Origin of the sequence: Gillisia sp. JM1, from assembly GCF_000424645.1 — a bacterium.
Taxonomy (GTDB): domain Bacteria; phylum Bacteroidota; class Bacteroidia; order Flavobacteriales; family Flavobacteriaceae; genus Gillisia.
Map to the genome: position 1 here is coordinate 456,187 of NZ_AUKH01000007.1, position 14,903 is coordinate 471,089.

Here is a 14,903-nt window from a genome sequence, read left to right on the forward strand (position 1 = left end):
GATTTCAAAATCTGTTGGGGTTTAATTTTATTTAAACAGAGGCTTATTGTGGAAAAACCATGATCCTTGCATTTTCATCAAAATAAGTTTCCATTTTTAAAGGGATTGTATCGAGAACTGGCTGGTAGGCCACACTGCCTTTTCTTGCGCTAATAAGCATAATAATATCTTCCGGTTGAACATTTTTGGAAATAATAAGAAAGTCTTCCCAGTTACTAAATTCCTTAAATTCAAATGGAGCTTTTAAATTTAATTTATCTGTAAGTTCCTCAATAGCAGCCTGGGTTTTCTTTGTGCAGTTTACAATTATGGGTACACTTAGCTCCTCTGAAATTTTAATGACCTTTTTTACCCAAAGCTCAAAACCCTCCATATCTTGAGATCTTTCAGGTACAGCCAAAATAATTTTTTGATGTGTGGCCCAGGGTTTATCGCTATGGCAAAGAAAGATGGTTTTGGTAGTATTCTCTATTATACCGTGCATTTTTTCACCTATCACTTTAGCCTTTCCAGAGCTTGTAGGCCAGCCCATCACGATTAAATCGGCGATAAGTTCCTTGGATTTCCTGGAAATTCCATTGGCAACATCTTGATCTATAGTAGAAGTTATATTTACTTCAGTTTCTGTAGCAGAAGCTTGCTTTATAAAATCCTCCAGCTTTGTTTTCGCTTGGGCGATATTTAATTCTGCTTCCTCATCGTTAGGAACAACGGTAAGTATAGAAACCGGATTTTTGGAACTCTTGTCTTTTATAAGAATTGAAAATTCCAACAATTTTTCAAGGTTTATCATATTGGCCAAAGGAAGTAAAATACTTTCCATTTTATAACTTTCAGATTCCTTGATCTCCTCCGGATTTGTATCTTTAGCTTCAGCAACCATAATTTTTGAAGCATTTTCAGTTGCTAAAGTTGCCACGATTGACGTTATAAGTATAAGTATAATAGTTCCGTTTAAGATATTGATATCAATTATTTCGGCATTATAACCAACAATAATTACTGCCAAGGTAGCCGCGGCATGCCCGCTGCTTAAGCCGAAGATCACTTTGCGTTGTGAGGCGGTATATTTGAAAACGTACTGAGTGAAAAATGCGGCAAGCCATTTCCCTGAGATCGCAACCACAGAAAGTGTAATTGCGATGACTATAGCCATATATCCTCCAAAGATCACGCTTATATCTACCATCATACCTACGCTAATAAGGAAAAATGGAATAAATAAGGAGTTCCCCATAAATTCAATTCTGTTCATAAGCGCCGAGGAATGAGGAATAAATCTATTAAGAGCAAGTCCTGCCAAAAACGCTCCAATAATGTCCTCTACCCCTGCCAGTTCAGCCAAAAAAGCAGCTAAAAACATTACGGTGAGTACAAAAATATAATGAGAGTGTTTTTCTTTTTCAAGATTAGTGAAAAACCATTTTGCGATTTTTGGTACTACAAAAAACATGATCAAACAAAAAATCGTGAGTGAGATTACGAGTCGTATCCAGAAATCCAATGTTAAACCACCATCCTGAGCATTCCCCATAATTACGGCCAGAATAATAAGCACGGCGGTATCGGTTAAAATAGTACCACCAACGGTAATTGCCACAGCCTCATTCTTGGAAACCCCCATTTTACTTACAATAGGATACGCTATAAGAGTGTGAGTTGCAAACATACTAGCTGTAAGAAAGCTGGCATTAAAATCATACCCCAACAGATAGAAACAAACTGGAAATCCTATAGCAAGTGGTATTATAAAGGTGAAAAATCCGAACAAAAAACTTTTATTTTTGTTGACTTTGAATTGATTCATATCCAGTTCAAGGCCGGCTATAAACATAATGTAAAGCAGGCCTATCTTAGAAAAAAGATCTATAGCCGAGTTCTGTTCCAGAAGACCGAAACCAAATGGCCCGATAATTATTCCCGAAATAATCAACATGATTATACCAGGAATATTAAGTCTTTTAAATATAACAGGAGAAACTAAAATGATTAACAAAATAAGGGAGAAAACCAATACAGGATTGCTAAATGGCAATTCAAATTCGTGATATAAAATCTCTAAAAATTCATTCATCTAAAAACCTTAGTATGTTAAAAAAATTATGTTGGAATTTATTTTCTAAAAAATATTTAGCCCAAAAATAAAGAAATGAAAGTCAAATTTAACAGTGCATAATCCAAATTTCTACAAAAAATTCATAAAACATAGAGCCTTTCCAATAAGTTTACGGTATGTGGGGAGCAAACTTTTAATGAGAGATTCAATCCTGGATTGAAATTGATCTATATTTTAAGCGAAATAGCATCAAATTCCACAAACGTAATTTATCAATATTTTTTTAATTCTCTTTATCTACAGCCTCCTCGTAATCTTTTTCTGTTTCATCTTTTTGAATCTGTTTTCCTAAATAAACAAACTTCGAATCTTCCATAATTTCCACTTCTGCGCTATGTGAAGGTATTATTTCAAGTTGCCCCTTCTCATTTTTTACAAAAAGCGGAATAATATCGGGATCCGTTTTAGAAATTTCGATAAGGCCTTCATAATGCTGTTTACTGTTTAGATCGATTTCGTGGATCTTCGGATAATTACGGGAAACTTCGGTTAATTTAATGTAATCATCTGTTTGGGAAAACAATCCTTCCGCAGGATTTCTTTCGGGATCACTCATTTCATCAGAAGAAATTACCCTAAAGGAACCTTTTTCCCCAAACTGCTTCTTGAACCTGGTGATGGCAGTTTTGTTTATATCACTGTTTCCCGTCATAGCCATTAGGTAACCAATATCGTTTAGTTCTATATTATTAAAAAGATCATCTGCATAAACACTGCCGTTAATAGCATCAAGACCAACCGCTTTAGACTTATTGATGTTATCATTGTTACTATCCACAAGCACGACGTGGCGGTTATTATCCTGAAGATATTTTGCGATAAGCCTTGCAACCGAAGAAGCTCCAATAATGAGAATCCCTTCAGCATTTTTCACATAAACACCTACCATTTTGGCAAATATTCTGGCGGTTGTTGCATTTAACAGAACAGATCCTAAAACCATCATAAACACCAGCGGGGTGATATATTCTGCTCCTGGAACTCCTTCTTTTACCAGCCTTAACCCAAATAATGATGCAATCCCGGCCGCAACAATTCCTCTTGGACCTACCCAGCTAACAAAAGCAATTTCGTTTGCCTTTAAACCAGATCCAAGAGAACTTAAAATCACTCCCAGGGGCCTTATAACAAGGATCACAACTACGAATAAGATCAGGGCTTTCCAATTGAAAATGAGCAGTAACTCTTCGATCTCGATATTTGCCGCCAAAAGGATAAATAGGATTGAAACCAGCAAAACACTTAAAGATTCTTTGAAATATAGCAACTCCTTGATATTGGGAAGGTCTTTATTCCCCATAACCATTCCCATCACTACTACTGCCAAAAGTCCGCTTTCATGTGCAAAAGTATCTGCAAGTACAAATACTCCCAGCACGGTTGCAAGGATAAAAACGTTTAACAAATAATGCGGGATCACGTTCTTTTTTATAAGCAATGCCAGAACATTTGCAAAAGCGAATCCGAAAGTAAAGCCGAAAAGAATAATTTTTCCGAATTCGATAAGAGCGGTTTCCGTAAAATCCTGACCGCCCTCTACCCGGATAAATTCAAAGACTAAAACGGAAATAAGAGCTCCAATGGGGTCAATCAATATACCTTCCCATTTTAAAATTGAGGAAACGTGGGTTTTCAGCGGTATATTTCTAAGGATCGGGGAAATAACCGTGGGGCCGGTAACTATTATTAATGCAGAAAAAAGAAAGGATATTTGCCACGAAAACTCAAAGATAAAATGGGCGGCCAGACCAGCTCCAAAGAAGGTAACTGCAACTCCAACACTGATGAGTTTCAAAATTACCGGGCCAATATTTCCCACTTCGCTTCTTCTTAAGGTAAGCCCACCTTCAAATAATATAATTGAGATTGCAAGGGATACAAAATAAAATAGACTTTCTCCAGGAAAAAGTCCTTCTTCCCCATTCCAAATTGGTTCCAGCCACTTGGTCCCGTCTTCAGAAATTAAAGTTGAAAAAGGCCCCACGAAAAGCCCTATGAGTATTAAAGGTAAAATGGCCGGAGTTTTGGTTTTCCATGCAAGCCACTGGGCAAGTATTCCAAGTATTATTAATCCTGCTAATTCTAACATTGAAGTTCTATTGTCTATTTAATAATAATGAGCTCTGTCGCATAAAAATAGTGCTATTTACGAAAGTGGAAAATTTTCTGGATATTATTACATCAAAATTCCTTTTAATAACTTGCAATATATCTATTTTTCAGCGTATTATATTTTCTAAAAATTAGATTGAAATGTCGATTAGTGAAATAACCGGTTTTGAGCAAATTTCTGTTTTACTTTAAAAAAAAAATTGTTAAAAAAAACAAAATAAAAACGATTGAATTTAAGCATGTATTGGGGTTTTAGTACTTTGCATGTTAAATCATAAATTATGAAATTATATCCTATTGAAGCGGGTAACTTTAAACTGGATGGGGGAGCCATGTTTGGAGTGGTACCAAAATCTTTATGGAACAAGACTAACCCTGCAGACAATAACAATATGATTGATATAGCTGCGCGGTGTTTATTAATTGAAGAAGGCGATAAGCTGATCCTGATAGATACAGGAATGGGCGACAAGCAAAGTGATAAATTCTTTGGATACTATTACCAATGGGGAGATCATTCTATTGATAACTCTCTAAAACAACACGGGTTTCATAGAGACGACATCACCGATGTATTTATGACCCATCTTCATTTTGACCACTGCGGGGGAAGCGTGCAGTGGAATGAAAACAGGACCGGATACGAACCGGCATTTAAGAACGCCCGGTTTTGGAGCAATAAAGACCATTGGTTATGGGCAACCCAACCTAATGCTCGTGAAAAAGCGTCTTTTTTAAAAGAAAATATCATCCCAATGGAACAAAGTGGGAAGCTTCATTTTCTAGAAAAAGAAGCTACTAGCAACCTAACAACTGCAGAGGAACTCGGTTTTGGTGTGTTTTTTGCAGATGGACATACAGATAAACAAATGATCCCTCATATTTCATATCAAGGAAAAACATTGGTTTTTATGGCAGATCTATTGCCAACGGTAGGGCATATTCCATTGCCGTTTGTAATGGGGTATGATACCAGACCTTTACTAAGCCTTAATGAGAAAGAACTTTTCTTGAATAAAGCGGCAGATGAGGAATTCTATCTTTTTCTAGAACATGATGCCCACAATGAGATAATCACCCTTAAACACACCGAAAAAGGTGTGAGATTAAATAAAACTTTTACTTTTAACGAATTATTTAACTAAAGCCCATATGAAAATACCCTTTTATAAACCCCTATTTATTGCAAGTATAGCGTTTATATTCGCTGCCTGTGGTACTACAAATCCAGTTCTTATTTCTACACCGGTAGAAAACATAGATGAAATTCCTTTAAAAGTTACACCGCTCACAGATATTCAATTAAAAAATTGGGGGCAGTATGATCTGGTTACAGATACTATCCCAGGAATGAGTATAGATAAAGCTTACAGCGAAATCATTAAAAATAAAACCGGAAAATCTGTTATTGTTGCTGTTTTAGATAGCGGTGTGGATATAGCTCATGAAGATCTAAAAAGTGTTGTTTGGGTAAACAGAGATGAAGTAGCCAACAATGGTAAGGATGACGATAACAATGGATACATAGATGATGTTAATGGCTGGAATTTTCTTGGAGATGCGGTTAAGGAAAACATGGAATATACACGTATCTATAAAAGATTAAGATCTAAATATGACGGAAAACCAGCAAGTGGGATAAGTTCTGGAAATAGAGCTGAATATGATCTATATGTAAGTGCTAAGGCAGAATATGAAAAAGAATATAATGAGACGGTTCAAAATAAAACTCAATACGACCAGATAAAACAACAACTTACAATTGCCCATAAAGCGGTTTCAGCAAAACTTGGAAAAGAAGATTATACCAAGAAAGAATTAGCAGCTATGGAAGCTACTACTCCAGAAATGCAGCAGTATAAAGCAATGCTTTCTCAAATTCAGAATAATGTAGATGAAAATATCCCAACAGCATTAAAGGAATTGGATGAGGCTATTGAGTATTTTGCAAATAGAATAGATACTCACTTCAATTTAAACCTTGATGGAAGAGCTATTGTGGGGGATAATCCTTACGATATCACAGACAATAAATATGGAAACAATAAAGTTTCTGGGCCAACAAAAGATAAAGAAGATGTTAAGCACGGAACGCATGTTGCTGGAATTATCGCTGCAAAAAGAAATAATAACATCGGGATAGATGGGGTAGCCAACAATGTTAAAATCATGGCTGTTCGTGCAGTGCCAGATGGGGATGAATATGATAAAGACATCGCATTAGGAATTCGTTATGCAGTAGATAACGGAGCAAAAGTAATTAATACCAGCTTTGGGAAATACTTCTCTCCAAATCCTGAATTTGTTTATGACGCCTTAAAATATGCAGCTTCTAAAGATGTTCTAATCGTAAACGCTGCTGGAAACGAAGGATTGGATCTGGATACCAAAATGGTATATCCAAACGATCAAACTCCACAAAATTCAACTGAAATAGTAGATAATGTGTTAACAGTGGGAGCTTTAAATTATGAATATGGTTCTGGTTTGGTTGCAGGCTTTTCAAACTTCGGAAAATCCAATGTAGATGTTTTTGCACCGGGAACTAAGATCTGGTCTACTACTCCAAATAACACTTACGAATATTTAGAAGGAACTTCTATGGCAGCACCTGCCGTTGCAGGAGTAGCTGCAATAATTAGATCTTACTATCCAAAATTATCAGCCGCTCAGGTTAAGAACATTATCATGAATAGTGGTGTTTCTACCAAAGCAACGGTAGTTGTAAGTGAGAATACCCTAAATAAGAAGTTTACAGATCTTTCCGTTTCTGGAAAAATGGTAAACTTATATAACGCATTAATTTTAGCTGAAAAAGAATCCAAATAATATATTATGAAGAAAATATTTATAGCAATTACATTATTTACAAGCATTTGGGCGCAGGCTCAAAACAACACTTCCTATTGGCAACAGCATGTAGATTACAAAATGGAAGTGGATATGAATGTGGAAAACTTTCAGTACACAGGAAATCAAGAATTAGAGTACACGAATAATTCTCCGGACACTTTAGTTCGTGTTTTTTATCACTTGTTTTTTAATGCCTTCCAACCCGGAAGCGAGATGGATGTTAGATCCAGAACTATAAAAGATCCAGATAGTAGAGTAGGAGATAGAATTTCTAAATTAACCGAAGCAGAGCAAGGTTATTTAAAAGTGAATACTTTAACCCAAGATGGAGCAAGCCTTTCTTTTAAGGAAGTTGGAACTGTATTGGAAGTTGAACTTAATAAGCCACTTTTACCTGGTGAAAAGGCAACTTTTAAGATGGATTTTAAAGGGCAAGTACCTCAGCAAATTAGAAGATCTGGAAGAAATAATGCCGAAGGAGTAGCGCTATCTATGACGCAATGGTATCCTAAAATGGCAGAATATGATTTTCAGGGATGGCATGCAGATCCTTATATAGGACGTGAATTTCATGGAGTTTGGGGAGATTTTGATGTAAAGATCTCAATAGACAAGAAATTTACAATAGGTGGAACAGGATACCTTCAAAACCCACAAGAAATTGGACATGGTTATGAAGCTGAAGGAACTAAAGTAAAACAAAAAAAGGGGGATAAGCATATCTGGCATTTTGTAGCACCAATGGTGCACGATTTTGCTTGGGCTGCAGACCCGGAATTTATTCATGATAAAAGAACTGCTGCAGATGGAACTGTATTACATTTCTTATACAAAAACAATCCCGAGATAAAAGAAAATTGGAAAAACCTTCAGCCAAAAACCGAAGAGTTATTGCTTTATTTTAACGAGCATATTGGTCCATACCCATGGGATCAATATTCTGTAATCCAAGGTGGAGATGGTGGTATGGAGTATGCCATGGCTACTTTAATTACCGGAGAACGCAGTTTTGGAAGTTTAGTTGGGGTTACGGCACACGAAATGGCACACGCCTGGTTTCAGCATTTAATGGCAACTAACGAAAGTGTGAACGAATGGATGGACGAAGGTTTCACGTCTTATATTTCAACATTAGCAGAAAATGAGATCAGCGATTCTAAAGAAGAGAATGTATTTGCACGTTCTTTTAGAGGATATGTTGGTTTGGCAAAATCTGGAGTAGAGCAACCACAAAGCACGCATGCAGATAGATATACTCTTAACGGGGCTTATGGAGCCGCGGCTTATACCAAAGGTTCTGTTTTCTTAGCACAGTTAGGATATATAATTGGGCAGGAAAACCTTCAGAAAACATTAAATAGATATTATGACGAGTGGAAATTTAAACACCCAACTCCAAACGATTTTATTAGAATTGCTGAAAAAGTTTCTGGAGCAGAGTTAGATTGGTATTTAATAGACTGGACGCAAACAACCAATACTATAGATTATGCGATCACAGATCTTACTGAAGAAGGACAAACAACAACAGTGAATCTTGAACGCAAAGGATTAATGCCAATGCCATTAGATATTAAGGTTACTTATACCGATGGAACTTCAGAAATGATCCATATTCCGCTTAGAATGATGCGTTGGGTTAAACCAGCAGAGACAGGTATGGACAGAACACTTGCCAAAGATTGGGCTTGGGCTTATCCTACTTATAAATTGACCATTTCTAAGCCAAAGGCTTCTATTAGCAGCATTGTTTTAGATCCGGCCGGATTAATGGCCGATATAAACAGAGAAGATAATGTGTTTCCTATGACTGCTTCTGAAAACAAGTAGTTAGTATAGATAAATACATTATTTAAGAGTAAATAACCTCTGGACAATTCCACGAGGCTTTCATTCTAGGTTTAACTAACTATTTTAAATTCGTTGCTTTGCACCTTTTTAAAACAGAGTTTCACTAATAAAAGAAAATCCGTTTTGGGAATTCCCAAAGCGGATTTTTTTAATTTAGCCGAATCAAATAGTAATAATGAACGAAACATTTCCTGCTTCAGAAAAACTGAAAAGCAAAATTTTAATAGATATCCTTTTTACTGAAGGGAATTCCATTAAACAGTTTCCCATTAAACTACTCTACCATCCTATTAAAAACCCAGAAATTACTACTTGTAAAACCGGAGTTTCGGTTCCTAAGAGGAATTTTAAAAAAGCCGTAGACCGCAATTATTTGAAAAGGCTTATGCGAGAAGCTTTCAGGAAAAATAAGTATCTTGTAGAAAGCAACTTAAACCAGAAATATGCGTTGATGTTCATATTTACCGCTCGTAAAAATTATGAAGCTCAAGAGATCTCAGATTGCATTATTAAGCTTTTGAACAAATTAAAAGAAAAGGAGACCGCTCATGAAAACCAGGATCATTAAAAGAATTTCGGTAGTATTTATTGCTATAAGCCTCTTTATTGGTGCTAGCTCTTTTAGAACCGATTTTTTCGAAATAGCTAAACAATTAGAAATATTCACTACTCTTTTTAAGGAGCTGAATATGAATTATGTAGATGAGACCAATCCTGCAGAGTTGATGGATACTGCTATTAAAGCAATGTTAGCAGATCTGGATCCTTATACTAATTATTATAACGAACAAGATGTTGAAGCTGCAAGAATGAATACCGCCGGGGAATACCAGGGAATTGGAGCCGCAGTGAGAATTCAGGAGAAAAGTTTTGTTATCCTCGAAACCTATAAAGGTTTTCCGGCAGATAAAGCTGGTTTAAAGCCTGGAGACGAAATAATAGAGATTGGAGGCCTGTCTGTAGCCGATTTTACCGATAATGCTTCAGACTTGCTTAATGGCGCTCCAAATTCACAGATTACTCTTACTTATTTAAGACAAGGAAAGAAACTTTCTACAACCTTAACCAGAGGCATGGTTACTCTAAAAGCAGTTCCGTTTTATGAATTATTAAGTGATAAAACGGGGTATATTGTGTTATCCAGATTCAATGAAAATGCTTCTTCTGAAACTATTAAAGCTTTAAAGGATCTTGAAGCCCAAGGAGGAACCAAGATTATTTTAGACCTTAGAGGCAACCCAGGTGGTTTATTGAGCGAAGCTATAAATGTGAGCAATATTTTTCTTGATAAAGGCCAATTAATAACCACAACAAAATCTGTAATAGAAAAGTACAACAGGGAATATTTCACCCAAAAAGAACCTATAAACACTAAAATTCCATTGGTGGTAATCATAAATGGGCGCAGTGCATCGGCAAGCGAAATTGTAGCAGGTGCTATACAGGATCTAGATAGAGGTGTGATTGTTGGTGCTAGAAGTTTTGGAAAAGGGCTTGTGCAACGTCCTAAGGAGTTAGCATACGGCACTCAGTTGAAACTCACCATTTCCAGGTATTATACCCCAAGCGGACGCTGTATTCAAGCCTTAAATTATCGCGAACGAGATAAAGATGGGAAAGCGATTCGTACTAAAGTGGAAGATTATAACGAGTTTAAAACCAAGAGCGGAAGAAGTGTTTTTGATGGAGGAGGGGTCTTGCCAGATGTTACTTTAAAGACTTCAGAATTTAGTGCAATTACCAACGCCTTATTGGCTAGCAATGCTATTTTTGATTTTGCTACTCAATATTATTATACCCATAAATTAGAGAGTCCTCAAGATTTTAAATTTACAAATGAAGATTATACTGCTTTTAAAACATATTTAAATACAAGTGATTTTAGTTACCAAACTCGTACCGAAAAAGACTTGGAAGAGGCATTATTCACTGCTGAACAGGAAGGTTTTAGTGAAAATATTCTTAATAATTATAAGCAAACCTTAGCTGAAATTGAAACAGCAAAAAAAGCAGATCTAGAAGTTAAAAAAGCAGAGATCACCACGCTTTTGACAGATGAAATAATTAAAAGATATTTCTATCAGGAAGGTTTATACGAACACTACGTTATTAACAATCCTGAAATAACCGAAGCACAGGCTATTTTGGAAAATAATTCGAGATATTCAGGGATTTTGAAGTAGAAATCAAAATTTTTAGATAAGCTACGCCACCTGAATTTTTTTAATGTGTTTATAAACTATCATTAACGTATTTTCTAAGTTGCCGCCGAATAAAAAACCCTGAAACTCCAGCTTCTGGACAGGATGAGGATATTATTTTAACTGCCGTCATACTGTTCCGAAAGCTATCGGAATCGTTTCAGCATCTTTCATATCTCAAAAAATATTCATTTAAAAAATGTTACAGTTTTGCAAAATTCTGCAGTATCATTTTAAAATAGGGTAATTTTATTTACTAGATTAAAACTAACATTGGAGTTCTTTTAATCTATGGCAAAATATCTGTTATAACTATATTTCCTATGAATGAACATTATCTAGTGCTGGCTTCATTGGGCTTTGCTACATTGATAATGGCATGGTTACCTTCAATTTCCAAAAAAGTAAAAATCAGTTTTCCTATCATTCTGATCCTCCTAGGATTCTTATTATATGCTATTGGAGCTCCATTAGCCTGGCCAGATCCATTATGGAGTGACATCAACCTGATGTATTTTTCTGAATTAATAGTCATTATTGCCTTGATGGGAGCCGGCTTAAAAATAGGCAGCGTTTTTTCTTTTTCGACGTGGAAAAGACCATTGCTGCTGGTTTTTATAACTATGCCCATCTGCATTGCAGCTGCATATTTTATGGGCATTTATTTTCTTGCCTTCAGTATTCCGTCTTCTTTGCTTCTTGCGGCCATCCTCGCACCTACAGATCCCGTACTTGCAGCTGAAGTTCAGCTAGAAGAACCAACCCGGGAAAAGGAACCGGAAGATAAAAGAAAATTCACCCTAACCACAGAAGCAGGGCTCAACGATGGAATGGCTTATCCCTTTACATACCTGGCAGTAATGGTTGCACAAGCCGGTGGCTGGGCAACTTTAAATTTTTCTAACTGGGTTTGGGATAAACTGCTGTTAAAAGTAGTGATAGGAATTATTATAGGTATTGTAATTGGAAGATTGATTGGTTACTTACTTGACAGGCTTCATGTAGTTACTGGTATAAAAACCTTTGATGGCTTTGTTTCACTTTCCCTTACATTTATGACTTATGGCCTCACAGAAATCCTTCATGGCTACGGCTTTCTTGCGGTTTTCTTTGTGGGTTTAACTTTACGGTATTATGAACGAATAAGTGGAGATTATAAAACCAAAATGCACGATTTTATTCATGAAATTGAAAGACTTTTATTAACCGTTTGGGTAATCCTATTTGGAGGCTCTATCCTTAATGGAATTCTCACCCTTACAGACTGGAAGGGAATTCTTTTTGCTTTTATTTTTGTTCTTATTATTCGTCCCCTAGCCGGTCTTATCGGTTTAATAGGAGTTAAGGATCCTATAAAAACGAAACTTGCGATCAGCTTTCTGGGAATACGGGGAATTGGTTCTGTATTTTATATATCCTGGGCATTTGTACAGTATGATAATTTTGAAAATAAAAATGAACTTTACGCCATTACTTTTTACGTCATTCTTATTTCTATTGTGATACATGGGTTAACGGCACCAAGAATAATTGCCTATTTTGACAAATTAGGTAATAAGGAGTAAATGAAAGTTGAATTGACCTACCTCAGGGCAGAGCCATCGTGGAATCAGAAATAAGATCGCTGCGCTACAAGAACCAAGAAACTAGGCTTTTTTTCTTGGTTTTTGAATTTTGTTTCTCAATAGTGTGCTTGTTTGTATCGATGCTACACCCGAGGCAGAACCACGGGGAATTCTATTGATTAATGAGGGATTAACAAAACCATTTAATATTAGAGTAAAATCTGCGCAAATCTGAGGGAGAAGTCAGGAGAACTTATTTTTCGAGAATACAAAAGCTAGCTTTGTTGCAGTTTATTACAAATTTAAGGCTGCTATCTTAACAGCATTACGTTAAGATCTTAGCATTTCAATATGCGGGATTCCATCTTCCAAATATCCTTCTCCAATCTGCTTAAAACCGTGACTTTCATAAAATTTGATCAGATATTTTTGAGCGGATATCTTTATAATTTCTGAATTGTATCTAGACTTAATTTCTTTTACTGATGCTTCAAAAATAATATGTCCATACGCATGCTTACGGTGATTTTCTTTAACTAGAACCCTTCCTATAGAAGCTTCGTCAAAATAATCTCCTTTCTTAAAACATCTTGTATAGGCCACCAATTGTTCATCTTTATACCCTAAAATATGAAGAGCCTTTTGATCTTTTCCGTCAATATCCTGATATATACAATCTTGTTCTACCACAAAAACTTCAGACCTAAGAGCTAGCACTTCATATAATTCTTTCAAGCTTAACTCCTGAAATGTCTTTACTTTAATTCGCATATTTTTAATTTTTAATCCTGAACTATAAGATCTTTATTTTCGCACTTTCCAAATTCAGGTTGAATATTCACATGATTAATTCCGTAGGAATGATACACCAATTCTTCAATTTCAGAAAGGAGCTCTTCAAATTTTGAAAGGCTTATATCTTTATGAAAATCTACATGTGCCTCCAGATGAATTTCGGCTTCGTTTAGTTGCCAAACATGTAGATGATGTACATTTTTTATTTGTGAAATAGTACAAATCTTTTCAGCTATGTCTTCCAAAGCAAGATCGCTTGGCGTAAAAAGCATAAGCACTTTAGTTGCCGATCTCAACAGATCGTATCCTACAATTATCAGATATACCGCGATAGCTAATGTAAGTACACTATCTACCCAGAAAATTTGATAATACTTCATTAATAATCCACCGGCAAGCACAGCGACAGAAGCCATCATATCTGTTAGCAAATGTAAATATGCAGACCGCATATTAAGGTTAGCTTTACTGTCTTTTTTTAAAAGCAAAACACTTAAGCCATTACCTACAATCGCCAAAAGGGATAGCCAAATAACGAGATTGGAATTTATAGGTTCTGGATTCTGAAATCTTTGAACTGCTTCAATAATAAGAATAACGGCCACTACAATAAGGGTAGAAGCATTTACAAAAGCTGCTACTATCTCGGCTCTTTTATAGCCAAAAGTGTGTTTTAAAGAAGCATCTCTTTTAGAAAGAATATTAGCTATATAACTTACCAGTAAAGAAAGTACATCACTAAAGTTATGTAGCGCATCTGAGAGTAATGCTAAACTTCCACTTAACAAACCACCAATTACTTGCGCAAGTGTAATTCCTATATTTAGAAATATAGAAAACAAAAGGTTTTTACCTTTTATATCTTGAATAGGTCCATGATCGTGGTTGTGTCCCATTAATTAGTTAGCGGGTATTTTTTCTACTCTGGTTTGATGACGTCCAGCTTCAAATACTGTATTTAAAAAAGCATCTACCATATCTACAGCTTGCGTTTGTGATACATAACGAGCAGGAATGCTTAGTATATTAGCATTATTATGTTGTCTGGCAAGTTTGGTGATCTCAACTGTCCAGCATAATGCGCATCGTACTCCTTGATGCTTATTAGCTGTCATAGAAGCTCCATTTCCACTTCCACAAATAATAATTCCTAGATCAACTGCTTCACTTTCAACATCGTTAGCAACAGGATGCACGAAATCTGGATAGTCTACACTTGCTTCAGAATCTGTTCCGTAATTAGTAACGGTAATTCCTTTAGATTCTAAATAAGCTACAATAGCAAACTTATACTCGGTTCCTGCGTGATCATTTCCAATAGCAATTTTCATATTATTTGTTTTTAAAGGTTGAACAAAGGTAAAAAATGGGTTGTTAACTATTAATATTTACGTTGTTAATTACTATTTC

11 protein-coding genes are annotated in these 14,903 nt (G+C 35.8%); 6 read left to right on the plus strand and 5 right to left on the minus strand.

Annotation, left to right across the window (positions count from 1 at the left end; genetic code table 11):
- Positions 1 to 43: 43 nt before the first annotated feature.
- Positions 44 to 2,074 carry a cation:proton antiporter gene (locus H033_RS0102050; RefSeq protein WP_026836846.1) on the minus strand — a complete coding sequence of 677 codons (2,031 nt, stop codon included), beginning with the start codon at positions 2,072 to 2,074 and terminating at the stop codon, positions 44 to 46.
- 265 nt (positions 2,075 to 2,339) lie between these two features.
- Entirely contained in the window at positions 2,340 to 4,205 is a 1,866-nt protein-coding gene (locus H033_RS0102055) for a cation:proton antiporter (RefSeq protein WP_026836847.1), read from the minus strand.
- Positions 4,206 to 4,509: 304 nt separating this feature from the next.
- Between H033_RS0102055 and H033_RS0102060 the strand changes: the two genes are divergently transcribed.
- The 6 genes from H033_RS0102060 (at position 4,510) to H033_RS0102085 (ending at position 12,698) form a co-directional block, all read left to right on the plus strand.
- Positions 4,510 to 5,373 (plus strand): MBL fold metallo-hydrolase, encoded by an 864-nt coding sequence (locus H033_RS0102060; protein ID WP_026836848.1) that lies wholly within the window; start codon positions 4,510 to 4,512, stop codon positions 5,371 to 5,373.
- Positions 5,374 to 5,380: 7 nt separating this feature from the next.
- Positions 5,381 to 7,057 carry a S8 family peptidase gene (locus tag H033_RS0102065; protein ID WP_026836849.1) on the plus strand — a complete coding sequence of 559 codons (1,677 nt, stop codon included), beginning with the start codon at positions 5,381 to 5,383 and terminating at the stop codon, positions 7,055 to 7,057.
- Positions 7,058 to 7,063: 6 nt separating this feature from the next.
- Complete coding sequence (locus H033_RS0102070; RefSeq protein WP_034886009.1) at positions 7,064 to 8,911, plus strand: M1 family metallopeptidase; 1,848 nt, start codon at positions 7,064 to 7,066, stop codon at positions 8,909 to 8,911.
- Positions 8,912 to 9,107: 196 nt separating this feature from the next.
- Entirely contained in the window at positions 9,108 to 9,500 is a 393-nt protein-coding gene (rnpA, locus tag H033_RS0102075; protein WP_026836851.1) for a ribonuclease P protein component, read from the plus strand.
- On the plus strand, positions 9,481 to 11,115 hold the full coding sequence (locus tag H033_RS0102080) for a S41 family peptidase (protein WP_026836852.1): 1,635 nt from the start codon (positions 9,481 to 9,483) through the stop codon (positions 11,113 to 11,115). Before rnpA ends, H033_RS0102080 begins: the two co-directional genes overlap by 20 nt.
- A 341-nt stretch (positions 11,116 to 11,456) precedes the next feature.
- A complete protein-coding gene (locus tag H033_RS0102085) occupies positions 11,457 to 12,698 on the plus strand; it encodes a cation:proton antiporter (protein ID WP_026836853.1) in 1,242 nt (413 codons plus the stop codon).
- Positions 12,699 to 13,028: 330 nt separating this feature from the next.
- Here H033_RS0102085 and H033_RS0102090 read toward each other — a convergent pair whose 3' ends face one another.
- From H033_RS0102090 to rpiB, 3 genes are read right to left on the minus strand one after another with little or no spacing between them, the layout of a single operon-like run.
- Positions 13,029 to 13,469, minus strand: a complete 441-nt coding sequence (locus tag H033_RS0102090; RefSeq protein ID WP_026836854.1) for a GNAT family N-acetyltransferase — start codon at positions 13,467 to 13,469, stop codon at positions 13,029 to 13,031.
- An 11-nt stretch (positions 13,470 to 13,480) separates the two neighbouring features.
- Positions 13,481 to 14,389, minus strand: a complete 909-nt coding sequence (locus H033_RS0102095; protein WP_026836855.1) for a cation diffusion facilitator family transporter — start codon at positions 14,387 to 14,389, stop codon at positions 13,481 to 13,483.
- A gap of 3 nt (positions 14,390 to 14,392) precedes the next feature.
- Complete coding sequence (gene rpiB / locus H033_RS0102100; protein WP_026836856.1) at positions 14,393 to 14,824, minus strand: ribose 5-phosphate isomerase B; 432 nt, start codon at positions 14,822 to 14,824, stop codon at positions 14,393 to 14,395.
- Between the last annotated feature and the right edge of the window lie 79 nt (positions 14,825 to 14,903).

Bases quoted from the DNA above. Each gene is read 5' to 3' on its own strand.
- H033_RS0102050 (WP_026836846.1), bottom strand. From the start codon at position 2,074: ATGAATGAATTTTTAGAGATTTTATATCACGAATTTGAATTGCCATTT.
- H033_RS0102055 (WP_026836847.1), bottom strand. From the start codon at position 4,205: ATGTTAGAATTAGCAGGATTAATAATACTTGGAATACTTGCCCAGTGG.
- H033_RS0102060 (WP_026836848.1), top strand. From the start codon at position 4,510: ATGAAATTATATCCTATTGAAGCGGGTAACTTTAAACTGGATGGGGGA.
- H033_RS0102065 (WP_026836849.1), top strand. From the start codon at position 5,381: ATGAAAATACCCTTTTATAAACCCCTATTTATTGCAAGTATAGCGTTT.
- H033_RS0102070 (WP_034886009.1), top strand. From the start codon at position 7,064: ATGAAGAAAATATTTATAGCAATTACATTATTTACAAGCATTTGGGCG.
- rnpA (WP_026836851.1), top strand. From the start codon at position 9,108: ATGAACGAAACATTTCCTGCTTCAGAAAAACTGAAAAGCAAAATTTTA.
- H033_RS0102080 (WP_026836852.1), top strand. From the start codon at position 9,481: ATGAAAACCAGGATCATTAAAAGAATTTCGGTAGTATTTATTGCTATA.
- H033_RS0102085 (WP_026836853.1), top strand. From the start codon at position 11,457: ATGAATGAACATTATCTAGTGCTGGCTTCATTGGGCTTTGCTACATTG.
- H033_RS0102090 (WP_026836854.1), bottom strand. From the start codon at position 13,469: ATGCGAATTAAAGTAAAGACATTTCAGGAGTTAAGCTTGAAAGAATTA.
- H033_RS0102095 (WP_026836855.1), bottom strand. From the start codon at position 14,389: ATGGGACACAACCACGATCATGGACCTATTCAAGATATAAAAGGTAAA.
- rpiB (WP_026836856.1), bottom strand. From the start codon at position 14,824: ATGAAAATTGCTATTGGAAATGATCACGCAGGAACCGAGTATAAGTTT.